This window comes from Jeotgalibacillus campisalis, from assembly GCF_000829515.1.
Classification (GTDB): Bacteria; Bacillota; Bacilli; order Bacillales; family Jeotgalibacillaceae; genus Jeotgalibacillus; species Jeotgalibacillus campisalis.
The window spans coordinates 306,006-330,219 of record NZ_JXRR01000014.1 but is presented as its reverse complement, the minus strand read 5'-3'; the positions used below and the strand labels follow the sequence as shown (position 1 = coordinate 330,219).

General features: G+C 41.8%; 20 protein-coding genes and 1 other annotated feature (1 of these 21 running past the window's edge). Of the genes, 1 reads left to right on the top strand and 19 read right to left on the bottom strand.

Going from position 1 to position 24,214, the window contains the following annotated elements; genetic code table 11:
• Window positions 1-4 precede the first annotated feature (4 nt).
• The 6 genes from priA to KR50_RS08685 form a co-directional block, all read right to left on the bottom strand.
• The gene (gene priA / locus KR50_RS08710; protein ID WP_041057375.1) at window positions 5-2,410 is read right to left on the bottom strand and encodes a primosomal protein N'; all 2,406 of its coding nucleotides are present in this window, start codon (window positions 2,408-2,410) and stop codon (window positions 5-7) included.
• Window positions 2,407-3,618: a bifunctional phosphopantothenoylcysteine decarboxylase/phosphopantothenate--cysteine ligase CoaBC gene (gene coaBC, locus KR50_RS08705; protein WP_041057373.1), complete on the bottom strand. Its 1,212-nt coding sequence runs from the start codon at window positions 3,616-3,618 to the stop codon at window positions 2,407-2,409. The genes priA and coaBC overlap by 4 nt, the downstream gene beginning before the upstream one ends.
• A gap of 153 nt (window positions 3,619-3,771) precedes the next feature.
• On the bottom strand, window positions 3,772-3,999 hold the full coding sequence (gene rpoZ / locus KR50_RS08700; protein ID WP_041057370.1) for a DNA-directed RNA polymerase subunit omega: 228 nt from the start codon (window positions 3,997-3,999) through the stop codon (window positions 3,772-3,774).
• Between the two features lies 1 nt (window position 4,000).
• Entirely contained in the window at window positions 4,001-4,615 is a 615-nt protein-coding gene (gmk, locus tag KR50_RS08695) for a guanylate kinase (protein ID WP_041057368.1), read from the bottom strand.
• Window positions 4,616-4,620: 5 nt separating this feature from the next.
• Window positions 4,621-4,884: an extracellular matrix/biofilm regulator RemA gene (gene remA, locus KR50_RS08690; RefSeq protein ID WP_041057365.1), complete on the bottom strand. Its 264-nt coding sequence runs from the start codon at window positions 4,882-4,884 to the stop codon at window positions 4,621-4,623.
• Between the two features lie 29 nt (window positions 4,885-4,913).
• Entirely contained in the window at window positions 4,914-5,789 is an 876-nt protein-coding gene (locus KR50_RS08685) for a YicC/YloC family endoribonuclease (RefSeq protein WP_041057361.1), read from the bottom strand.
• A 133-nt stretch (window positions 5,790-5,922) separates the two neighbouring features.
• Between KR50_RS08685 and KR50_RS08680 the strand changes: the two genes are divergently transcribed.
• Window positions 5,923-7,635 carry an Rqc2 family fibronectin-binding protein gene (locus tag KR50_RS08680; RefSeq protein ID WP_041057359.1) on the top strand — a complete coding sequence of 571 codons (1,713 nt, stop codon included), beginning with the start codon at window positions 5,923-5,925 and terminating at the stop codon, window positions 7,633-7,635.
• 223 nt (window positions 7,636-7,858) lie between these two features.
• Here KR50_RS08680 and pyrE read toward each other — a convergent pair whose 3' ends face one another.
• The 13 genes from pyrE to ileS all read right to left on the bottom strand — a co-directional run bounded on the left by pyrE (window position 7,859) and on the right by ileS (window position 23,888).
• A complete protein-coding gene (gene pyrE, locus KR50_RS08675) occupies window positions 7,859-8,467 on the bottom strand; it encodes an orotate phosphoribosyltransferase (RefSeq protein ID WP_041057357.1) in 609 nt (202 codons plus the stop codon).
• Complete coding sequence (gene pyrF, locus KR50_RS08670) at window positions 8,448-9,173, bottom strand: orotidine-5'-phosphate decarboxylase (RefSeq protein ID WP_041057355.1); 726 nt, start codon at window positions 9,171-9,173, stop codon at window positions 8,448-8,450. The genes pyrE and pyrF overlap by 20 nt, the downstream gene beginning before the upstream one ends.
• Window positions 9,145-10,086, bottom strand: a complete 942-nt coding sequence (locus KR50_RS08665) for a dihydroorotate dehydrogenase (protein ID WP_041057353.1) — start codon at window positions 10,084-10,086, stop codon at window positions 9,145-9,147. The genes pyrF and KR50_RS08665 overlap by 29 nt, the downstream gene beginning before the upstream one ends.
• A complete protein-coding gene (locus tag KR50_RS08660; protein WP_041057350.1) occupies window positions 10,083-10,862 on the bottom strand; it encodes a dihydroorotate dehydrogenase electron transfer subunit in 780 nt (259 codons plus the stop codon). The genes KR50_RS08665 and KR50_RS08660 overlap by 4 nt, the downstream gene beginning before the upstream one ends.
• Window positions 10,859-14,062 carry a carbamoyl-phosphate synthase large subunit gene (gene carB / locus KR50_RS08655; RefSeq protein ID WP_041057348.1) on the bottom strand — a complete coding sequence of 1,068 codons (3,204 nt, stop codon included), beginning with the start codon at window positions 14,060-14,062 and terminating at the stop codon, window positions 10,859-10,861. Before carB ends, KR50_RS08660 begins: the two co-directional genes overlap by 4 nt.
• Window positions 14,055-15,146, bottom strand: a complete 1,092-nt coding sequence (locus tag KR50_RS08650; RefSeq protein ID WP_041057345.1) for a carbamoyl phosphate synthase small subunit — start codon at window positions 15,144-15,146, stop codon at window positions 14,055-14,057. Before KR50_RS08650 ends, carB begins: the two co-directional genes overlap by 8 nt.
• Window positions 15,143-16,417, bottom strand: a complete 1,275-nt coding sequence (locus KR50_RS08645; protein WP_041057343.1) for a dihydroorotase — start codon at window positions 16,415-16,417, stop codon at window positions 15,143-15,145. Before KR50_RS08645 ends, KR50_RS08650 begins: the two co-directional genes overlap by 4 nt.
• Window positions 16,401-17,309, bottom strand: a complete 909-nt coding sequence (locus tag KR50_RS08640; RefSeq protein ID WP_408606147.1) for an aspartate carbamoyltransferase catalytic subunit — start codon at window positions 17,307-17,309, stop codon at window positions 16,401-16,403. The genes KR50_RS08645 and KR50_RS08640 overlap by 17 nt, the downstream gene beginning before the upstream one ends.
• 136 nt (window positions 17,310-17,445) lie before the next feature.
• Entirely contained in the window at window positions 17,446-18,777 is a 1,332-nt protein-coding gene (locus KR50_RS08635; RefSeq protein ID WP_041057341.1) for a solute carrier family 23 protein, read from the bottom strand.
• Window positions 18,778-18,905: 128 nt separating this feature from the next.
• Window positions 18,906-19,445 (bottom strand): bifunctional pyr operon transcriptional regulator/uracil phosphoribosyltransferase PyrR, encoded by a 540-nt coding sequence (gene pyrR, locus KR50_RS08630; RefSeq protein WP_041057338.1) that lies wholly within the window; start codon window positions 19,443-19,445, stop codon window positions 18,906-18,908.
• Between the two features lie 167 nt (window positions 19,446-19,612).
• Window positions 19,613-20,524 (bottom strand): RluA family pseudouridine synthase, encoded by a 912-nt coding sequence (locus tag KR50_RS08625; protein ID WP_041057336.1) that lies wholly within the window; start codon window positions 20,522-20,524, stop codon window positions 19,613-19,615.
• Window positions 20,490-21,026 carry a signal peptidase II gene (lspA, locus tag KR50_RS08620; protein ID WP_084215534.1) on the bottom strand — a complete coding sequence of 179 codons (537 nt, stop codon included), beginning with the start codon at window positions 21,024-21,026 and terminating at the stop codon, window positions 20,490-20,492. Before lspA ends, KR50_RS08625 begins: the two co-directional genes overlap by 35 nt.
• Window positions 21,027-21,110: 84 nt before the next feature.
• Complete coding sequence (gene ileS / locus KR50_RS08615) at window positions 21,111-23,888, bottom strand: isoleucine--tRNA ligase (RefSeq protein WP_041057332.1); 2,778 nt, start codon at window positions 23,886-23,888, stop codon at window positions 21,111-21,113.
• Window positions 23,889-23,996: 108 nt separating this feature from the next.
• Window positions 23,997-24,214, bottom strand: a binding site (T-box leader) (it continues 7 nt past the right edge of the window).

Genomic DNA, 24,214 nt, shown 5'->3' with positions numbered 1-24,214 from the left:
TTCCTCACATCATGATGTATGGCTGTACATCTATATGAATCATTACAGAATCTTTTTTAGCTGACTGATAATCATTTAAAATTGCTTTCAGTAATGGTTTTAAGCCTTCTTCTTTTTTGTATTTTATCAAACATTGGTATCGATATCTATTTTGTATTCTGGCGATAGGTGAAGCGACAGGACCTAAAATAACCGCCTGTGATGATAATTTTTGCTTTAATAGTGAACTGATTTCTTCGCTCACTGACACAACTTTTAAAACATTTTCATGACTTATGTTAATAAGGGCCATAAAATAAAAAGGAGGGTACTGGCCTATTTTTCTCATAGCCATCTCCTGGTTATAAAACAATTCAAAGTTCTGAGTTTTGGCTAAATCAATCGAAAAGTGTTCAGGAGTGTAGGTTTGGATGACGACCTCTCCTTCTTTATCATGCCTTCCTGCGCGCCCGCTTACTTGAGTAAGAAGCTGAAAGGTTTTTTCTGCAGATCGAAAATCAGGTAAATGAAGCATCGTGTCTGCACTCAGTACACCTACAAGAGTGATATTAGGGAAATCCAGCCCTTTTGCGATCATTTGAGTGCCGAGCAGAATGTCCGCCTGTCCCTCGCCGAATGCCGATAAAAGCTTTTCATGAGACCCTTTTCGTGTTGTCGTATCCACATCCATTCGGATGACTCTGGCTTGAGGAACGAGTTTGGTTAATTCTTCTTCAACCTTTTGGGTGCCTGTTCCAAAGTAACGAATATGCTCACTTTGACATTCCGGGCATGTAGAAGGCACTTGAGCCTCTTCACCACAATAATGACATTTCATTTTTTCAGCATTCCGGTGGTAGGTCATGGATACTTCACAATGGGGACACTGCATGACGTAACCGCAGTCTCTGCACATTATAAAAGATGAATGACCTCTTCGATTTAAAAAAAGAACCGTCTGTTCATTTTTATCCAATCGCTCCTGAAGCTGCGCTAATAATTCACGGGAAAACATTGAGCGATTTCCGTCTCTCAGTTCTTCTCTCATATCAATAATTGTTACCTGGGGCATCGGCTGATTATTCATCCTTTTGGATAAAGTCAGCAGCTGGTAATTTCCTTTTTGCGCGCGGGCAAAACTTTCCAAAGATGGTGTAGCGCTTCCGAGTATTACCGGACAGCCATGACGCTTGGCTCTTTCAATTGCCACATCTCTCGCATGGTACCGTGGCGCATCTTCCTGTTTATAACTGGACTCATGCTCTTCATCAATTATTAGAACGCCAAGTTTTTCAAAAGGAGCAAATACCGCCGACCTGGCTCCAACGACCACATTTACTTCTTTTCTATGAATTTTGCGCCACTCATCGTATTTTTCTCCAACCGATAAACCACTGTGCATGACCGCTACCTGTTCACCAAATCTTCCCTTAAAACGTTCAACCATTTGAGGAGTCAGCGAAATTTCAGGCACGAGCATAATGGCCTGGCGATTTTGGCTGAGCACTTTTTCGATCGTCTGAAGATAAATTTCAGTTTTCCCGCTGCCTGTCACGCCATGCAATAAAAAAGTAGTATGGTCATATTGATCCACCGCTTTTAAGACGGGTTCGATAGCTGCTCTTTGCTGATCTGTCAACTGAAATGAAACGGACCGGGCAAACGATCGATGTTCAAACGGATCCCGATATATTTCTTCATAGGATTCAGTCAGATACCCCTTTTTCAGCATCGTTTTAATTGTTGAATCAGACACAGTTGTTTCAAGTTTCGTCTCTTGAACACTTCTCTTGTTCTCCGGACTTATGAGAAGATAATTCAATACTTTTTTTTGCTTTTCTGCGGCAAGCGATAGCGTTTCTACTAAATTTCTGCTTTCTTCCTCCGATTTAGCAAGAGTGATAATGCGGATCTTTTTAAGGTTTGTTTTGTTCTTCACCTGATATCGCAAATCCATTTTTCCATCCGTCACTAACTGCTGGAGAATCTTCAGCATCCCCTTGCCCACAGCATCTTGCCATGAAAGGCAGCCTTCCCGGTTTAATGAAGATAAAACAGTTTGTGGGAGTTCCTCTGGTGACACTAAGGAGTGAAAGATTTTTTCATATTTAGCTTTCATTGCTGCAGGAAGCATCACCTGCATAGCAGAAATTCGAAAACATAAAGTTTCCTCTGACAGCCATTGAGAAAGGGACAGCAATTCACTATTTAGAACAGGAACGATATCGAGCACTTCTTCTATTTCCTTCAGTTTATCAAAGGAAGATTCTTGTTGAAAATCCACGACAAAACCTTGTATTTTTCTTGGTCCAAATGGAACGACAACCCTCATCCCCGTTTTAATTATTCCCTGGAAGCGTAAAGGCACTTTATAATCGAAGGGGCGGTCCGTTTGTTTTGCCGGTACATCTACAATCACAGAGGCAATCATAAAGAATCAATCCTGTTTGGTTCTGTTTCCATTTGATGAATTTCTTCGAATATTTTTTCGGCTACTTGTTTTTTTGATAGGAGCGGAAGTTCCTTTTTATTTCCATTCTTAAAATAAAAAGTCACAATATTTGTATCACCGCTAAAACCGGCTCCTTCTTCTGTAATATTATTTGCTACAATCATATCTGCATTTTTAGATTGAAGTTTTTTCTTTGCGTAATACTCAACCTGGTCGGTTTCAGCAGCAAACCCTATTAAAATCTGATGTTCTTTTTGCTGGCCTAGCGTTTTTAATATATCTGCTGTCCGTTCAAATTCCATCGACATCGGACCCTCTGATTTTTTCATTTTTTCTTCATGCCGGTGTACCGGCCGGTAATCTGCTACTGCTGCACTTTTAATAACGATATCCGCTGTTGAATAATGATCCATTACTGCCTGTCTCATCTCTTCAGCTGTTTCGATTTTTATTACATCTGCCCCTTCAGGGTGCTTCAGTGCAACCGGACCCGAAACGAGTGTAACTTTCGCCCCCAATTGCACGGCTGTTTCAGCAATTGCATAGCCCATTTTACCTGTTGAGTGATTTGTAAAAAACCGCACAGGATCTATAGGCTCTCTTGTCGGACCAGCCGTTATCAATACATGTTTCCCAGCGAGTATTCCCTTGCTTTGAAATTTCTCTCTAATGAGTTCCACGATCATTTCCGGCTCTTCCAATCTGCCTTTTCCGACGTAGCCGCAGGCTAAAAAACCCTCTGATGGCTCAATGAATCGATAGCCATATGAATAGAGAGTGGAAATATTATTTTTTACAGCTGGATGATCATACATATGAACATTCATTGCAGGAGCAATCCAGACAGGTGCAGTCGCAGCCAAAAGAGTCGTCGATACCATATCGTCAGCGATTCCATTAGCAAACTTCCCGATGGCATTGGCAGTTGCTGGAGCCACTACGATCAAATCTACCCAGTCAGCTAAATCAATATGAGCGATTTTTTTTGAGTCTTTTTCATCAAACGTATCATAATAGACATCATTGCGTGACATTACCTGAAAGGTCAGCGGGGTCACAAATTCCATTGCACTTTTCGTCAGAATAACCTTTACATTAAAATCTGACTGACTTAATTTACTCGTTAGCGCTACTGCCTTGTAGACAGCAATTCCACCCGTAACACACAGCAAGATATTTTTTTTCATGGATTACATCTCCCTTGTTCATGAATCATTTCTTTTATTATGAAGGAAGTTGATTTGTTTTTCACTTAAATAGTCATCAATTCACCGGTCTTTTCAAAACATCTGCAAGGACTGTGGAAGTGGCTAAAAAGAAAAATAACAACCCGTGGGCTGTTATTTTTCATCTTCATATTCAATTCCTGCAACTGGTTTCTTCATCATCAAGTGCCCGGCTGCAATCTCTTCGAGTGCCTGACCGACAAATTTAATGGAATGATAAGAATCAAGTGTTCCCTTATCACCTTTTTCCTGCATATTTCTGGCGCGTTTGGCTGCCACACTAACAAGCGAATACTTTGAGTCAATATTTTTTCTAAGGGAATCAGATGATGGATATAACATTTTATTCAACCTCCAGCATTTTTTTATAGCGTGCTTCTACTCGGTCACGTCTTAAATGTTCTGCAAGAACAATGGCGTGAATTCGCTCACAGGCTAATTCAACATGATCATTTTCAACTACATAGTCATACAGATTCATCATTTCAAGTTCTTTTCGTGCTTTTTCCACCCGGCTGGCAATAATGTCGCTGCTTTCAGTGCCGCGATGAACAAGTCTGTTTTGAAGTTCAGACAAACTTGGCGGTGCAAGAAAAATAAAAAGTCCTTCCGGAAATTTTTCTCTGATCTGACGGGCTCCCTGCACTTCTATTTCCAAAAAGACATCTCTGCCTTTATTGAGTGTTTCTTTCACATAATCTACCGGTGTGCCGTAATAATTACCGACATATTCGGCATACTCAAGCAATTTATCCTGTGCGATAAGCGCTTCAAATTCATTTCTTGTTTTAAAAAAATAATCTGTTCCATTAACTTCACCTTCTCTTGGAAGACGAGTAGTCATGGAAATTGAATACTCATAGGTTGTTTTCGGATTTGAAAACAACTCTTTTCTGACTGTTCCTTTCCCGACACCGGATGGTCCGGATAATACGATCAGCAATCCTTTTTCATTCATCTAAATTACCCTTCTTCCTGACCATCATCTTTATCAGTAAAACGGGAGGCCACAGTTTCCGGCTGAACCGCTACTAAAATCACATGATCACTGTCCATAATCATAACCGCTCTTGTTCTTCTTCCATATGTAGCATCAATTAATGTTCCGCGTTCTCTTGCATCCTGCACCAGACGTTTCACTGGAGCGGATTCCGGTGAAATGATGGTAATAATCCTGTTTGCAGATACAATATTCCCAAAGCCTATGTTTATTAACTTTATTGACATCGTGACTCCCCTTTAACAATTCAACCGATTTATTCGATATTTTGAATTTGCTCCCGGATTTTTTCAAGCGCAGATTTCATTTCTACAACTAGTGCAACCAAAGATGAATCATTTGCTTTTGAACCGATCGTATTTACTTCCCTATTCATTTCCTGAGTAAGAAAGTCCAGTCTTCTTCCAACGGCTTCTTCTCGCATCAGCGCATTTTGAAACTGGGAAAGGTGGCTTTCAAGTCGAATGAATTCTTCCCGGACATCTGTTTTCTCCGCAAATACGGCCACTTCTGTCAAAAGTCTGTTTTCATCAATCTGTCCATCTGCAAACTCTTTTATTCTTTTTTCAAGCCTGCTATGGTATTTAGAAACAATATTCGGATTAAGGTTTGCTCCTTCATCTGCACATTGCTTAAATAATTGTAATTGATAAAGAATATCTTTTTCAAGTTCTTTTCCTTCAATAGCTCTCATAGATTGCAGCGAACGGATTGCCTGTTTAAGAGCTTTTTCAACTAAGGGTTCAACCTCTTCACGATTTACATCCGCTTCCTCTATGGAAACAAGATCAGGGTTTCCAAGAAAATACTCCAGTGGCACTTCCTGTTTGAGGCAATATCGATCTTTAAGCTTGCTTGCATAATTAAAATAGGCGTCTGCAAGATCCCAATCGATTGTTAACGATCGGTTCATTGACACTGCACCCGTAAGAGAGATGTAAACATCCACTTTTCCTCTTTTAATATGTTGACCTATTAACCGTTTTGTTTTTTCTTCAAGATAAGCATGTTCTCTTGGTACACGTATTGCGCACTCTAAAAATCGATGATTTACAGATTTAATTTCAACCGTCGCGCTAAGATCTGTTATCTCAGCTGCACCGGCACCAAATCCGGTCATACTGACTACCATAGGTCGATCTCACCTTCATTCTGTATTTTTATCAAGTGATCGTCCATTCATCAGCCCATTATAGCACATTTCACACGTGAAACGTAAAAAAATGATAAGATGAAGAAAGAATGATTTGAAATGAGGGAACACAATGTCATTTGACGGACTATTTACCAGAGCTATGACGAATGAATTAAAGGAAACAATTGATGGAGGGCGAATCAGTAGAATTCACCAGCCTTTTAAAAATGAATTAATCTTCGTCATTCGTGCACAAGGAAAAAACCATAAACTGCTTATTTCAGCACACCCTACATACTCCAGGGTTCAATTAACGAAAGAACAAACGCACAACCCAAGTGAGCCGCCTATGTTCTGTATGCTTCTAAGAAAGCATTTGGAAGGTGCAATTATTGAATCGATCTATCAAAAAGACATGGAAAGAATTCTTGTTCTTGAAGTGAAAGGCCGCAATGAGATTGGGGATATTTCCTACAAACAGCTGATCATCGAAATAATGGGCAGACATTCGAACATAACACTCGTAGATAAAGAGCGCTCCATTATCCTCGACAGCATTAAGCATTTGTCACCTGCAGTGAATCGGGTTAGAACAATTATGCCAGGCTCTCCTTTTGAGTGGCCACCAGAACAGCATAAACTAAATCCGTTTAAGGCGGATAAAGATCTTTTAGTCAGCAGCATCGACTGGAATACGGGTAAGCTTGACAGCCAGATGGTTCAGCTCTTCGGGGGTATATCCCCGCTATTTGCAAAAGAAGTTGCGGCCCGTGCAGGACTTTCCACTAAAGAAGCCATTTCCACTGCTTTTTTTGATTTAATAGAAAGAATTCGAAATCATGATTACGAGCCTTCTTTCCTGCAAAATGACGGAAAAGATTTTTATTATTTATTTCCTCTTCATCAATACCCTAAAGCAAAGAAAACTGCTTTTAACTCATTAAGTGAAATGCTCGACAGGTATTATTTTGGGAAAGCTGAACGAGACCGGGTGAAACAGCAAGGACATGATCTTGAAAGATTTATCCGAAACGAAAAAGATAAGAATGAAGCAAAAATTAAAAAGCTGCAAAAAACACTTCACCAAGCGTCAAAAGGAGATCAGTACCAATTACAGGGAGAGCTTTTAACGGCAAATCTTTTTGCTGTAAAAAAAGGAATGAAAGAAATTACCGTACAAAATTACTACAGTGAAGACAATGAAGAAATCGTGGTTCCGCTCGACCCGAGAAAAACACCTTCAGAAAATGCTCAGCGGTTCTTCACTAAATATCAAAAAGCAAAAAATGCTTTGATCATCGTCGAACAGCAGATCAATAAAGCAGAGCTTGAAGTTCGCTATTTTGATCAATTGCTGCAGCAGCTTGAAGCAGCTTCCACTACAGATATAGAAGAGATCCGTGAAGAATTGACAGAAGAAGGCTACTTGAAAGCAAAGCATAAAAAGAAAAAAACAAAACCTGTAAAACCAAAGCTCGAAGAATACTTTTCTTCAGATGGATTACAGATTTTGGTCGGGAAGAATAATAAACAAAATGATTTCTTAACGAATCGCGCCGCAGCCAGAGATGATATTTGGTTTCATACAAAAGACATACCGGGATCGCACGTGGTTATTAAAGATCAGAACCCATCAAATGAAGCGATAATTGAAGCCGCCAGCATCGCAGCTTATTTCAGTAAAGCAAGAGCATCAAGTTCAGTCCCGGTAGACTTCACAAAAATTCGGCATGTAAAGAAACCAAGCGGTGCAAAACCGGGATATGTAATTTACGATAATCAGGAAACCGTGTTTGTAACACCAACAGAAGAACTAATTTTAAAGTTAAAGAGGAATACGTAGATATTTACGGAATCCTGAATAAGCGTTAGAACCATGAGCCACCAAAGTAAAAGACAAAATGCCTTCACTGAGTAACTTTTAGTGAAGGCATTCTTTTTTGTGCAAAATCACTTGCACCCGCTTTAGTTGTATGACATCCGGCGCGTTATGAAAAAAGCTTCACCCCGAAACCAACTTCACCGGCCGTCCATTCAGAGACTTTATTATAAACTGACATCACTAGTTAAACTGTTTTCTGCCAAGCTTTTAAACGATCAAGATCTTCCTCTTTTATATACCCCAAAGCGGCCGCTTGTTTGATCAACGTTTCATAGTCTGTTAATGAACAATTACGGATCCCCGCTTCTTCAAAAGCCGCCTGTGCTTTTGAAAGGCCATATGTAAAAATTGAAGCAATTCCCAAAACATCGCATCCAGCTTCTCTTAGTGCTAATGCTGCTTCTAAGCTGCTTCCGCCAGTTGATACAAGATCCTCAATGATCACGACTTTTTGACCTTTTCTCACGAGTCCTTCTATTTGATTGCCCTTGCCGTGTTTTTTTGCTGAGGAGCGGACATAGCACATTGGCAGGTTCAGGATCTCACTCACCCATGCGGCATGGGGAATACCCGCTGTTGCTGTCCCCGCAATGACTTGTGCATCTGGGTATTGATCTTGAATCAGCTCGACCAGCCCTTGTGCGATCTCCTTTCGAACATCCGGATAGGACATTGTCAGGCGGTTGTCGCAGTAAATAGGCGACTGTATTCCGGATGACCATGTGAATGGCTCTTCCGGTCTTAAAAATACTGCTTCAATTCGCAGCAGGCTTTCAGCGATTTGATTTTTCATAGAAAGCACCCTCCCATTCTCTTTTAACTGTATGATACGCAAGTACCTGATCCTTGCTTTGTGTAATCGAACGTCCAACAACAATCGCACTGGAGCCGTTTTCCATTGCCAATTTAGGAGTGGCTATTCTTACTTGATCGTGCGCGATGTCTCCTTCCAACCGGATCCCTGGAGTAATTCTTAAAAAATCACTGCCCATTTTCTCTTTAATTCGTCCAGCCTCTGCGGCTGAGCAGACAACCCCATCCAGCCCGCTGATTTTTGCCAGATTCGCATAGTGCAGGACCGACTCCTCAAGAGTTAAAGCGCTTTTTTGTTCGTTCTGAACCATTTCATGTGAGGCAGAGGTAAGTTGTGTAACAGCAATCAGCTTTGGACGAGGTCCATTTTGTGATCCAGCACTTAATCCTTCAATCGCCTCTTCCATCATTTTTCTGCCGCCCGCTGCATGTACATTGATCATATCAATACCTAGTGAAGCAAGTCCCTGCATCGCTTTTCTTACGGTTGTAGGAATGTCATGAAGTTTTAAATCCAGGAAAATTTTATGATTTTTCTTTTGAATCAACTCAATCACAGCAGGACCATTCTGTAAATACAGCTCCATTCCTACCTTCACATACAATGGCTCATCAAAAAGATTTAAAAATTCGTCGACTTCAATAAGCGTAGAAAAATCAAGTGCGATGATAGGCTGTTTCTCCAATATCCATCCAGCTCCTTCCTTTTAAATCGTGGATATGCTCTATTTCCCACTCCTTAAGGCGGTCCTCGAGCTTCTCAATAATAGCGGGACAGACAAATGGATCCACAAAATTCGCAGTGCCCACAGCCACAGCACTCGCTCCTGCAGAAATGAAATCAATTACATCCATTTCATCTGAAACACCGCCCATTGCTATAATAGGAAGTGCTGTTTTTTGACTGACTTCATAAACCATTCTAAGTGCAACCGGTTTAATAGCGGGTCCGGATAGGCCGCCTGTTTTATTTGCAATGACAGGCTTGCCTGATCGGCTGTCGAGTCTCATCCCTAATAAAGTATTGATCATGGTAAGTCCATCTGCGCCGCCTTCCTCTGCTGCTAATGCCATTTCTGTAATACTTGTGACATTTGGCGAAAGCTTAATATAAACAGGAACTGATGAAACTTTTTTTACTTTTTCCGTCAACTCTCTGGCTGTGTCGGGATGTGTGCCAAATGCAATCCCGCCTTCTTTTACATTCGGACAGGATATATTAATTTCAAGAGCGTGTACGTTAGGAGCCCTGGAAATGGTTTCAGCCACTTCTTCGTAATCTTCAATGGTTGATCCTGCTACATTAGCAATAATCGGCACATCATATTGTTCGAGCCATTTTAATTCATGTTGTAAAACATGATCCAATCCGGGATTTTGCAAACCAATGGCATTTAGCATTCCGGACGATGTCTCGGCTACACGGGGAGTTGGATTGCCAAAGCGGACTTCCCTGGTTGTGGCTTTCACCATAATCGCTCCAAGCAGACTCAAATCATAAAACTGGCTGTATTCTTTTCCGAAGCCAAAACAGCCGGAAGCAGGCATAATTGGATTTTTTAATGTTAAACCTGGAAGTTCAATCCCAAACCGACTCATAAAACCACCTCCCCGCTTTTAAATACAGGACCATCACTGCACACCTTTTTATAAAGTAAATTACTTTCATCTCCAGCAACATGGCATACACACGCCAGACAAGCACCTATTCCGCAGCCCATCCTTTGCTCCATGGAAATAAATCCGTTAATGTCTTTAAATTTTGCTTCCACTGCTTTTAGCATTGCGGCAGGTCCACATGTATAATAGGCATCCGGCTGAAAAGAAAGCTGATCAGCCACATCTGTCACAAACCCTTTTGTTCCGTAAGAACCATCCACAGTAGCGATATACGTATCACCCAACGCCTCGAATTCCTTTTTATAAAAAACAGCCTTTTCAGTTTGGAACCCAAGAATATGCGTAACATGAACCCCTCTTTCGGTCAGTCTTTTTGACAGCTCATACAGAGGAGGCACGCCTATGCCGCCTCCCACCAATAAAGCTCTTTCTCCATGCTTCAAGTAATCAACTGGAAATCCATTACCTAATGGTCCCAGCACATGAACTGAAGCTCCGGTTGCCCGTTCCGCTAATACCCTGGTGCCGCTCCCGGAAACTCTGTAAAGCATGGTAAATTGATTCAGGTCGGGATCAATTGAACAAATACTAATCGGTCTTCTTAAAAGTGGATCGTTTCCTGTTGTTACTTTTATATGAACAAATTGTCCAGGAGAAGTCATCCTTTTTGTTAACTCCCCTTCAAGGACAAGCTCATAAATATCAGCTGCAATAGACTCGTGTGAAACAATTTTCATGTTTTGATGGCCAATCATATTCTCACCATTTCCTGTTTCGGGGCAGCCATTGGATCCATAATAAAATTCATTGATTCGAAAACTTTCAGCATTGCTTCTGCTGTGTCTAAAGAAGTCAGACAAGGGATACTATTTTCAACAGACTCTCTTCGAATGCGGAATCCGTCTCTTGCCGGCTGCTTGCCCTTCGTGAGTGTGTTGATGACGAGTTGAATTTCCCCTGCCTGAATGAAATCCAACAGCGTTTTTTCACCCTGACCAATTTTATTTACCGTTTCATAAGGAATCTTAAGCTCATCGAGAATGACTGCAGTTCCTTCTGTAGCCAGAATTTTATAGCCTAACGCATGAAAACGGCTTGCAAGATTCCCTGCCTCCCGCTTGTCTTTGTCAGCTACGGTCAATAGAACAGAACCATGATTTTTCATACTCATTCCAGCTGCGACCAAGCCTTTGTACAGCGCTTTTTCCAGTGTAGCGTCTTTCCCCATTACTTCCCCCGTCGACTTCATTTCAGGTCCAAGGGTGATATCCACTCTTCTAAGCTTGGCAAAAGAGAATACCGGTACTTTTACAAAAACTCCGGACCCCGGCTTAATGAGTCCTGTTCCATATCCAAGTGAAGGAAGTGAAGAACCGAGGATCGCTTTTGTCGCCAGATTAGCCATTGGAATGCCTGTTATTTTGCTTAAAAATGGAACCGTTCTGCTTGATCTGGGATTAACTTCAAGAACAAAGATTTTCCCTTTAGAGATTACATACTGAATATTAATTAGTCCTTTAATATTCAGACCGATAGCAAGTTTTTCAGTGTAGTCTGCAAGCTGCTGAATATGATGTTCTGAAAGTGATTGCGGCGGATACACAGCTATAGAGTCGCCCGAATGCACTCCTGCCCGTTCAATATGTTCCATAATGCCCGGAATTAACACATTTTCCCCATCTGAAATTGCATCTACTTCTATCTCTTTGCCTGTAAGATACCGGTCGATTAACACTGGATGTTCCGGACTGGCTTTAACAGCATTGGTCATATATTGATGCAGTTCTTCTTTATGGTAAACAATCTCCATCGCTCTGCCGCCGAGAACATAAGACGGCCGGACCAAAACAGGATAGCCAATTGAGTCCGCAATGATCAGTGCCTGTTCGGTGGAAACAGCTGTTTTCCCTTCAGGTTGAGGAATTCCAAGTTCAGTTAACGTTTCTTCAAATTTATCTCTGCTTTCAGCCCGGTCCAAATCATCCAGGCTTGTCCCTAGAATTTTTACACCGCGTTTTACAAGGCCGTCAGCAAGATTAATAGCTGTCTGTCCACCAAATTGAACAATAACGCCTTCAGGCTGTTCAAGATCTACAATATGCATAACGTCTTCAAGGGTGAGAGGTTCAAAGTACAGTTTGTCGGAAATCGAAAAATCTGTAGAGACAGTCTCAGGATTATTATTAATAATGATCGCTTCATAACCTGCTTCTTTTATTGCCCATACTGAGTGCACCGTAGCGTAATCAAATTCAACTCCTTGACCGATTCTTATCGGGCCGGATCCGAGAACAATTACTTTCTTGCGACCACTGACAATTGACTCATTTTCTTCCTCATACGTTCCATAAAAATAAGGAGTCTCTGATTCAAATTCCGCAGCACATGTATCCACCATTTTATAAACAGGTATAATATTCTTTTCTTTTCTTCTATCGTAAACTTCCTGTTCAGAGCATCCCCACATTTTGGCGATCGTTTTATCAGAGAAACCCATTCGTTTCGCTTTCCATAAAACCTCTTCAGTCTGGTAGTGTTTAATTTGTTCTTCAAATTGAATGATATTTTTCATCTTATTTAAAAAGAAAAGATCAATTTTACTCCAGTCATGAATACTCTCTATTGAAACTCCTCTTCTCAGTGCCTCACCTACATAGAATAGTCTTTCGTCTCCCGCTTTCCGGATTCTTCTTTCAATCCACTCATCTGATAGTTTTTCCCCTTGATCAAGCTCCAAGTGATAGACATCATTTTCAAGAGATCGGACTGCCTTTAAAAGTGATTCTTCGATGGTTCGTCCTATAGCCATTATTTCGCCCGTGGCTTTCATTTGAGTGCCCAGGTTTCGTTTTGCACTTTCAAACTTATCAAAAGGCCATCTTGGAATTTTCGTAACCACATAGTCAAGCGCAGGTTCAAAGCAGGCATAAGATGTACCTGTTACTGGATTAAGCATTTCATCGAGGGAAAGTCCCACTGCAATTTTAGCTGCCAGTTTTGCAATTGGATAGCCGGTTGCTTTCGAAGCGAGTGCTGAAGAACGACTGACTCTTGGATTAACTTCAATAATATAATATTGATAGCTGTCGGGATCCAGGGCTAATTGAACATTACAGCCTCCTTCAATACCAAGTTCTCTGATAATCTTTAAAGAACAATTTCTAAGCATTTGATATTCCCTGTCGCTTAACGTCTGGGATGGCGCTACTACAATCGAGTCGCCTGTATGAATGCCCACTGGATCGATGTTTTCCATGTTGCACACGACAATAGCATGATCTTTGGCATCTCTCATAACTTCGTACTCTATTTCTTTAAATCCTGCAATGCTTTTTTCTAACAGGCACTGGGTAACAGGGCTGTATTTTAAACCGGATGAAACGATTTCCTTCAGCTCTTCTTCGTTATGGCATATGCCTCCCCCTGTACCGCCAAGCGTAAACGCAGGCCGAACGATAACCGGGTAGCCGATTCTATCCACAAAAGCTATTGCTTCCTCAAAGTTATGAATAATATCACTGTCCGGAACCGGTTCACCTAGTTCATTCATGAGCGTTCTAAACAGGTCACGATCTTCTGCCTGCTGAATCGCAGATAACTTCGTTCCTAGAATCTCTACATTATTCTCTTCCAATACACCTGATTGAGATAATTCGACTGCCAGGTTCAGCGCTGTTTGACCTCCTAAAGTAGGAAGAAGTGCATCCGGGCGTTCTTTTCTAATAATTTGACTGATGAATTCCACAGTTAGAGGTTCCATATAGACTTTATCCGCTATCTCTGTGTCGGTCATTATGGTCGCAGGATTTGAGTTAACTAAGATGACTTTGTATCCTTCCTCACGCAATGCGAGACAGGCTTGAGTTCCTGCATAGTCAAATTCTGCTGCCTGCCCTATTATGATGGGTCCTGACCCTATAACCAATATTGTATGTATGTCTGTTCGTTTAGGCATGAATGACTTCCTCCTTTAAAAACTGCTCCATCATCGTCATAAACTGATCAAATAATCCATTCGCATCTTCAGGTCCAGGTGATGCTTCCGGATGATATTGCACAGAAAAAGCTGGTGCTGTTTTGTGCCGAAGACCCTCAACTGTGCCATCATTTAAAGCGGTATGCGTAATTTCAAGTGCAGTACCTGCAAGAGAGGCCGGGTCGACTGTATATCCGTGATTCTGAGCCGTTATATGAACCGTTCCGCTGTGCAAATTTTTTACAGGATGATTCGATCCACGATGTCCGAATTTTAATTTAAATGTATCTCCTCCGCAGGCAAGAGCGAACAGCTGGTGTCCAAGACAAATACCAAACACCGGCACTTTTCCAAGCAACTCCCGAACCATCTCGATGGAATCCGGAACATCTTTTGGATCTCCCGGGCCGTTTGACAACATGACACCATCCGGATGCAAAGACAGGATCACATTGAAGGATGTAGTATAAGGAACCACGATCACATCGCAATCGCGCCGATTTAGCTCTCTTAAAATTCCGTGCTTCATTCCGAAATCCACAAGCACCACCCTCTTACCTCTGCCAGGGCTTGGATACGGAGTCGGCGTGGATACTCTTTTCACCTGATCTCTAGGAAGTACCATTTCGGTGAGGCTTTTTACTACCTTATTGACGTCCACTTCCATAGAGGTGAGTTTCCCTCTTAATGTTCCATGTTTTCTTATTAATCGAGTCAGTTTTCTTGTATCGATTCCTGAAAGGCCCGGAATATTTTTTTCTTTTAACAATTCGTCAATTGACGATTCACTGCGAAAGTTAGAAGGAAGATCTGCTGCTTCGCGTACAATCAGTGCTTTAATCGACGGCTGAATAGATTCAAAATCGTCCCGGTTGATTCCGTAATTCCCGATAAGGGGATAAGTTAGTGTTATCATCTGGCCACAATAAGATGGGTCCGATAAAATTTCCTGGTAGCCGGTCATACCTGTATTAAATACTACTTCTCCCACCGTCTCCTCTTCACTTCCAAACCCTTCTCCTATAAAAATCGTGCCATCTTCTAAGATTAATTGCCTTTTCATTCCGCATTCTCCTTCCAGACGATGCTGCCGCCAACGATCGTTGCCACCGGCCACCCTATTGTTTTTAATCCATTAAATGGTGTGTTTTTTCCTTTAGATAGAAATTCATTTGAATCAATCACTTTTTCTTTCTCCAGATCAATCAGAACGAGATCTGCGTCTTTTGCGATCTCGATTTTTCCAGAGGTCAGATTGAATGTTTGGGCCGGTTTAACAGTCAGCCATTCTAAAAGCTGAGTAAGCGTCCATCTTTCCGTTTTTACAAAACGCGTATGTAGCAGTGTGAAGGCTGTTTCAAGACCTACAATTCCAAATGGAGCGAGCTTCATCCCTTCAGCTTTTTCCTGCATGGTATGAGGTGCGTGGTCTGTAGCTATAAAGTCGATCGTTCCATCTTCAAGTCCTCCTAAAAGTGCTTTTTGATCTCTTATTGATCGGAGCGGAGGATTCATTTTGAACATTGCATCTGCTTCAACAATATCCTGTTCGTTTAGCAGCAGATGGTGGGGAGTGACTTCTGCTGTGACCCGTATGCCGGCATTTTTTGCATCTCTTATCACTCTGACAGATTCCTTAGTCGATACATGACAGACGTGATAGTGACAGCCCGCTGCCTCTGCAAGAAGAACATCTCTTGCAATCTGCACCGATTCACAAACAGCTGGAATACCAGGCAGATTTAGTTCTACAGACTTCTCACCTTCATGCATGCAGCCTCCATGAATAAGTGTGTTTTCTTCACAATGGGCGACAATAGCTTTATTTAACAAGGCTGCTTTTTTCATTGCCTCAAGCATCATGTCAGCATCCTGCACGCCTACACCATCATCTGTAAAAGCAAACACACCAAGCTTTGCTAACGAACTCATATCCACTAAATTTTTTCCTGCCTGCCGCTCGGTAATTGAAGCATAAGGGAGCACATTCACAACGGCTGTTTCTTCTATTTTCTGAAATAGATCCTGCACATGTTCTACCCGATCCGGAACAGGCCTCGTGTTTGGCATGGAACAAATGGTGGTGAACCCTCCTCGTGCAGCTGACTGTGTACCTGTTTGAATCGTTTCTTTATGCTCTCCACCGGGCTCCCGTAAATGAACATGGACATCTACAAAGCCAGGAGATAAAAACAATCCTTTTCCCTCCAGGATCTCTTCATGATTTTCTGAAAGAGCCGATTGTATTTCTGTTATTTTCCCATCTCTGATCCTTACATCAACCGTTTCCTTCAGGCTTTCTTCTATATATACATTCTTAATTAACAAATTCATGTTTTTGTGCCTCCCTTTTTTGTAAAACAAATTTGAGCATCGCCATTCTGACAAATACACCATTGGTCATTTGCTTAAATATTCTTGACCGCTCACACTCTACTAGTTCATCTGCTATTTCCACCCCTCTGTTAACGGGTGCAGGATGCATAAGTATGCTTTTGATTGGCATTCTTTTTTCTCTTTCAGCAGTTAATCCATACAAAGCGTGGTACTCAGCTTTCTCAAAAGATTGACCGAAAGCATGCCTTTCATGCTGAACCCTGAGCATCATAAGAACATCGCTTACTTCAACTGCTTTATCAAAATTTATATAGTTTCCCATTTCCAAAAGCTCCCCGTCCATCCAAGCCTCAGGACCTGAAAATTGCACTTTTGCCCCAAGCCTTTTTAAAGCCATGGCATTGGAGCGGGCTACTCTGCTATGCCGTATGTCACCAACGATTGTTATGGTTAACCCTTTAAATGCAGTAAACTCCTGGTGGATCGTCATCAAATCCAGAAGACATTGAGAGGGGTGATGACCCATTCCGTCCCCTCCGTTAATGATGGATAACTTTACTCTGCCCTCGAGCTGGTCAAAGTACCGGTCTTCTCCATGTCGGATTACTGCAACATCCACACCGATGGCTTCTAATGTTTTAACCGTATCGTAGAGCGATTCCCCTTTTTGAATAGAAGCGGTTTGAGCATCAAAGGAAAGAACATTCAGCCCTAATTTTTTTTGGGCCATTTCGAAGCTGCTTTTCGTTCTGGTGCTGTTTTCAAAAAATAAATTTGCTGCGTAGTAGGAATCAGGGATTTTCTCAATGGATTGCTGATAGATTCCTGCCTGATGTAAAAGTTGAAGCATATCCTCATTTGTTAAGTCATCCATCGTTAAAATATGCACAATATCCGCCTCCTTATAAAAAAACACCTTTTGAGAAAAGCCCTCAAAAGGTGTTCAAAAGATACACTGCATCACATTTAGCGGCAGCTGCTCTTCCCTTTTGAAAGCCTCTCTGGACTTTAATTAAAAAGGTTATTTATGCTATTTCTCTTTCGGTTTCTTCATTAAAAAGCGTTTCTTCTTCTTTTATGCGTCCTGGAAGAACAAGGTTTAAAAGGATGCCAACAATTGCGGCGAGCGCCATACCTGGAAGCGTAAAGGTCGGCGTAAATTCGAGAAATGCTCCTCCGACTCCAATAATCATAATCACTGATGCGATAATTAAATTTCTTTTGTATGAAAAATCCACTTTGGCTTCAATCAGCATTCTAAGACCGCTTGATGCGATGATACCAAATAGAAGGATCGATACGCCTCCCATGACAGCGGTAGGAATGGAACTGATTAATGCGGATATTTTCCCAATGAATCCAAATGCAATGGCAAGCACTGCAGCTCCTCCGATAACAAAGACGCTGTACACTCTTGTGATTGCGAGTACGCCGATGTTTTCACCATATGTCGTGTTAGGAGGACCGCCGATCAAGGAAGCAATGATTGTTGCAACGCCATCTCCAAGAATGGAACGATGAAGACCAGGCTTTTCTAAAAAGTTTCTGCCTACTACTTTACTGACCACCATTTGATGTCCGGTATGCTCTGAAAGTGTGACGACGGCGATTGGAACCATAAGAGCAAGCGCACCAAGAGAAAAGCTTGGAGAGTAATCAACAAACGGCATTAGGAAGTCCGGCTTAGCAAGCCATTTTGCATCCAATACCGGCTGAAAATTCACCAGTCCTGCAAATACACCGGCAATATATCCCCCGGTTATTCCGATTAAGATCGGAATAAGTCCAAAGAATTTTTTAAAATAAATCGAACCGATTACTGTAATAGCGAGTGTGATTAGAGCCACTGTGATATGTTTTCCGCTGTAAACAAAATCAAGAGGATTCTGAGCTAGCGGGTTTTCATACATCGCCATATTTACAGCTGTACCAGCGAGACCAAGTCCAATTACAATGATGACAGGTCCAACAACAACTGGAGGCAGTATTCTGGTCAGCCAGCCTACACCGAATTTATATATGAGCAATGAGACGATTCCATAGGCAAGTCCGGCGAAAAAAGCACCGAACATGGCAGCCTGCGGTCCGCCAAGTTCTGTAGCCGCGATAATTGGGGCGATAAAGGCAAATGATGATCCGAGATAAGCCGGAATTTGTCCTTTTGTAATTAATAAGTAGGCCAGTGTACCGAGTCCGCTTGAAATTAGTGCAACACCAGGACTCAAACCTACTAACATAGGTACCAGAACTGTCGCCCCAAACATTGCAAATAAATGCTGGAGACTTAATGTTAACCATTGATTTGCTTTAGGTACCTCTTGTACATCGAGTACCGGCTTTTTTGTTTCTGCTGCCATTTTTTTTGCCTCCTTATATACAAAAACCCTCTTCCTCCAGAAGGAGACAAAGAGGGCATGCAGCGAATGAATGTGTTCGCTTGCAACTCCTTTGTCAGCCTCTCTGGACTGCACTTAAAAGGGATCTTTTATTTGTGAATGGTTACTAAATCTTTATTATCTACTTCAATCAATTCAACTTTAATCTGCTCTTCACTTGAGGTTGGTATATTTTTTCCGACAAAATCTGCACGGATAGGAAGCTCCCGGTGTCCGCGATCTATTAAAACAGCCAGCTGAATTTGTTTAGGTCTGCCCTGATCCATGATGGCATCCATTGCTGCTCTAACCGTTCGGCCTGTATAAAGCACGTCATCCACAACAATCACTTTTTTATCATCAATCGCTGCAGCCAAGTCCACTTCGTTTACTACCGGTTCACCATTTTCATGTTTGGCTTCAAGATCATCCCGGTACATGGTGATATCCAGTTCCCCTACAGGAACGTCTACCCCTTCGATGGCTTCAATTCGCTCTTTCAGCCGGTTCGCCAGATAAATGCCTCTGGTTTTAATTCCAACGAGTACACATTGCTCTACTCCTTTGTTCCGTTCAATAATTTCATGAGCAATCCTCGTCAGAGCCCTTTTCATCATTTGGTCATCCATTACTGTGTTTTGCTGGCTCATACTTTGCTGCTCCTCCCCATACAAAAACCCTCTCAGTCATCAGACTGAGAGGGCATATGCACACACAAAAAAAGCAGTGCAGCAAGTTCCTTCTCAGCCTCTCTGGACTGATTTAAAGGGTTCGTTCATTTACGTTCTTTTTATTGTAAAGCTGAAATCGGGTTTTGTCAACGGTCGTTTCGAAGCTGCGTTAAGAGCTCTTCGAAATAATCAGGCAAAGGAGCAGAAAATTCAATATACTCTTCTGTTCTTGGATGAATAAAACCGAGCAATCCTGCATGCAGGGCCTGTCCGCCTAAATCCATTGTTTTTCTTGGTCCATACTTTGGATCTCCCGCTAAAGGGAAGCCTATATATTTCATATGAACTCTGATTTGATGGGTTCTGCCTGTTTCAAGCTCACATTCAACAAAAGTAAACTCTTTAAACCGGTCAAGCACGCGAAAATGAGTAACCGCGTTTTTCCCATTGTTGACAACTGCCATGCTTTGACGGTCTTTTTGATCACGTCCGATAGGGGCATCGACTGTTCCATACTCGTGAGGGATTAAACCATGAACGATTGCACTATACTTTCTGGTAACGGTTTTATCGACTAGCTGCTGAACAAGTTTTTCATGAGCCATATCATTTTTCGCAACCATCAGCAATCCCGAGGTATCTTTATCGATTCGATGCACGATCCCTGGGCGAAGAATACCATTGATGCCAGAAAGATCTTTGCAGTGAGCCATTAAGCCGTTTACAAGAGTGCCGCTTAAATGACCAGGTGCGGGGTGAACAACCATCCCTTTTGGTTTGTTTACAACCAGTACATCTTCATCTTCATAATAAACTTCTAAGTTCATTTCCTCTGCTTCAACATCCAAAGGCTCGGGATCAGGAATTTGAATATCAATTTCATCCCCGAGTGCACTTTTATAATTTGGTTTGGAACCGGTACCGTTTACCGTTACCACACCATCTTTTATCCACTGCTGAACCTGCGAGCGGGACCAGTCTTCTCTAAGACCTGATATCACCATGTCCAATCTGTTTCCTTTTTCATTTTCCTGTATTATGTGTTGAATGCTTTCCATTCTTTTTCCTCTTTTCCTGCACTTCTTCCAAAATCATCTGTATAAATAACAGCGCTACCCCTAAAGTAAGAGCAGCATCAGCAATATTAAAAATGAAATTAAAGAATGTAAATTGTATAAAATCTACTACTTCCTGTCTAATGATCCGGTCAATAAAATTCCCGATTGCTCCGCCAAGAAGGACCATTAAGCTTAAGCTGAACAAATGGTTTCCTTTTGCATGACGATGAAAATAAAATAATAATCCGATAATAACCACAATGGTTACAATATAAAACAGCCACATTTGGCCTTCGAGCATGCCCCATGCCGCTCCAGTGTTTCGATGGGATGTAATGTAAAAAAAGTTATCGATTACATGAATCGATTCTCCCAGCTCCATATTACGGACAACCAAATATTTCGTCAGCTGGTCAAAAACAATAATAAATAAAGCCATTAAATAATAGATCACGGGTCTACCTCCGATAATGTGATGCCATACCTTATCGTATTGTAGCATAATTAACCAGGATAAACATCTACCCTTTTAGAAACCGGGTAAGAAAAACCCGGGAAATCTTGTGGATTTCCCGGGTTCAACTTATTATTCAGCTGTTAGATGCTGATAATTTTCTTTTACCACCTTGGCACATCTTGGACAAAGAGCCGGATGATCCTGATCTTTGCCAACCTCAGGTGAAAGGATCCAGCATCGTTCACACGTATCCCCTTCCGCTTTTGTCACCAAAACCGAGTGGCCATCGAATTGAATCGCGTCTTCAGGCGCTTGTGCAGTCCCTTCCTCGATTTCAAGATTTGAGACGATAAATAATTGCTTTAGATCTTCATTAATAGAGTGTAAAAGATTCTGCGTTTGATTTTCGGTATAAATGGTTACTTTAGCAGCCAATGATTTACCAATTGTTTTTGCGTTTCTGGCTTCTTCAAGGGCTTTTAATACATCATCACGCAGATCTAAAAAGGATTCCCATTTTGATAAAAGTTCCTTTTCATTTTTGTACTCTTTTATTTCAGGCATATCAGTCAGCTGAACACTTTCTTCCTCTACTCCCGGTATAAATGCCCACACTTCATCCGCAGTATGGGATAAGATTGGGGAAAGCAGTTTAGCAAGAGAGGTTAACGTTTCATACATGACTGTCTGCATGGCTCTTCTGTCTGAGTTATTTTCTGCTTCGATGTACAATGTATCTTTAGCAAAGTCCATATAAAAAGAGCTCAGCTCAAAGGTGCAGAAATTACTAACAGTATGATAAACAGAAGCAAATTCATATTCATCATAAGCAGTTTTAACATTTTTAATGACCTGGTTCAGCCGAACCATCATAAATTGATCTACTTCCCTAAGATCTCCGAATGCCACTGCATCTTTTTCTGGATGGAAATCTGCTAGGTTTGCAAGCAGAAAACGCAGTGTATTGCGGATTTTTCGGTATACTTCAGCTACTTGTTTTAAAATTGCATCAGAAACCCTCACATCTGCCTGATAATCCACAGAGGCTACCCACAAACGAAGAATATCTCCGCCAAGCTGATTGATCACCTTTGAAGGCACCATCACATTTCCAAGCGACTTACTCATTTTACGGCCGTTTCCATCAAGTGCAAATCCGTGGCTAAGCACTCCCTTGTAAGGAGCTTTTCCCGTTACAGCCACACCTGTTGTAAGTGAGGAATTGAACCAGCCTCTGTATTGATCTGATCCCTCTAAATAGAGATCAGCTGGTCGCTGCAGATCGTCCCTTGCTTCAAGAACCGATTGGTGGGAAGAACCGCTGTCAAACCATACATCCATAATATCCTGCTCTTTTGTAAAACGCCCATTTGGACTTCCCTCATGCTTGAAGCCCTCAGGCAGCAGTTCCTTAGCATCTTTTTCAAACCAAATATTTGATCCGTGCTTTTCAAACAAGGATGATACGTGGTCAATCGTTTCTTCTGTGATGATTTCCTGCCCATTTTCTGCGTAGAATACAGGAATAGGAACTCCCCAGGCACGCTGACGTGAAATACACCAGTCTCCGCGGTCTCGCACCATATTAAATAGCCTGGTTTCACCCCATACTGGGACCCATTTTGTATCACGGACTGCCTGCATCAGTTCATCCCGGAATTTATCAATCGAAGCAAACCATTGAGCTGTCGCACGGAAGATGATTGGTTTTTTTGTTCGCCAGTCATGCGGATAGCTGTGTGTGAAAAATTCAAGCTTCAGCAAAGCACCGGCTTCTTCTAATTTTTCTGTGATTGGTTTATTGGCTTTGTCATAAAATAGCCCTTCAAATCCAGGTGCTTCATCTGTGAAAACGCCGCGGTCATCAACAGGACATAATACATCTAAACCATATTTTTTACCGACTTGGAAGTCATCCTCACCATGGCCAGGTGCAGTATGAACACAGCCTGTGCCTGCATCAGTTGTCACATGCTCTCCAAGTACAACAAGAGATGAGCGTTCATAAAGAGGATGCTGAGTTTGAATATTTTCAAGCTCCGACCCTTTGACCTCCTTCACGATTTTAGGAGAGGTCCATTCCATCGTTTCGGTAACCTTTTCAAGCAGTTCCTTTGCAACGACATAGCTTTCGCCTTGTTCTTCAACCACTGCATAGTCTAATTCCGGGTGCAGCGCGATCGCTAAATTTGCTGGAATGGTCCAAGGTGTTGTGGTCCAGATAATAAATTTTACACCCTTGTCTAGAACGTCTTTGCCATCAATTACATCAAAAGTTACATAAATGGAAGCAGACCGTTTATCCTGATATTCAATTTCTGCTTCAGCTAGCGCAGATTCACTTGAAGGCGACCAATAAACAGGTTTTTTCCCTTTATAGATATAGCCTTTTTTGGCCATTTCCCCAAAAACCTTAATCTGCTGTGCTTCATATTTTGGTTCAAGCGTAATATATGGATGGTCCCAATCTCCGCGGACTCCAATACGCTTGAACTGCTCGCGCTGGCTGTTAACCTGGCTGTATGCATATTCAGCACAGCGCTCTCTGAATTCTGCCACTGTCATTTCTTTTCTTTTTACGCCTTTATTCGTTAATGCCTGCTCAATGGGCAAACCATGCGTATCCCAGCCCGGCACATAAGGGGCCTGATAGCCATTCATCGATTTAAAGCGGACGATAAAATCTTTTAACACTTTGTTTAAAGCATGACCCATGTGCAAGTCTCCATTTGCATAAGGGGGTCCATCATGCAGTACAAATAAAGGTCTTCCCTCGGTGCGCTTTTGAACCATCTCATAAATATTCATATCTTCCCATTTCCGCTGAATGACAGGCTCACGATTAGGCAAGTTCCCTCTCATTGGAAATTCAGTTTTAGGCATTAATAACGTATTTTTATATTCCATTGTTTACCTCCCAGAATCTTTTTACTGCAAAAGCGAATAGACTTTAGTTTACTGTCTTAAAATAAACGGTATGGGTTAAAGCCGCAAAAAAAGCCCTCCTATCCCAATAAAAGGGACGAGAGAGCATTGCTTCACGCGGTACCACCCTTATAGAAAAATAATTTTTTTCCACTCAAGGAGCTTGTAACGGAAGCTTAGCCGCTGCTGCTTACTCTTTCATTCAGCACCAGAACTCAAGGATGATGTTCTCCAACAAATCTCCATCGGGCTCTCACCGGCCCCGACTCGCTTAAAAAGACTTTTGTTAGATACTGTTCCTGTCATAG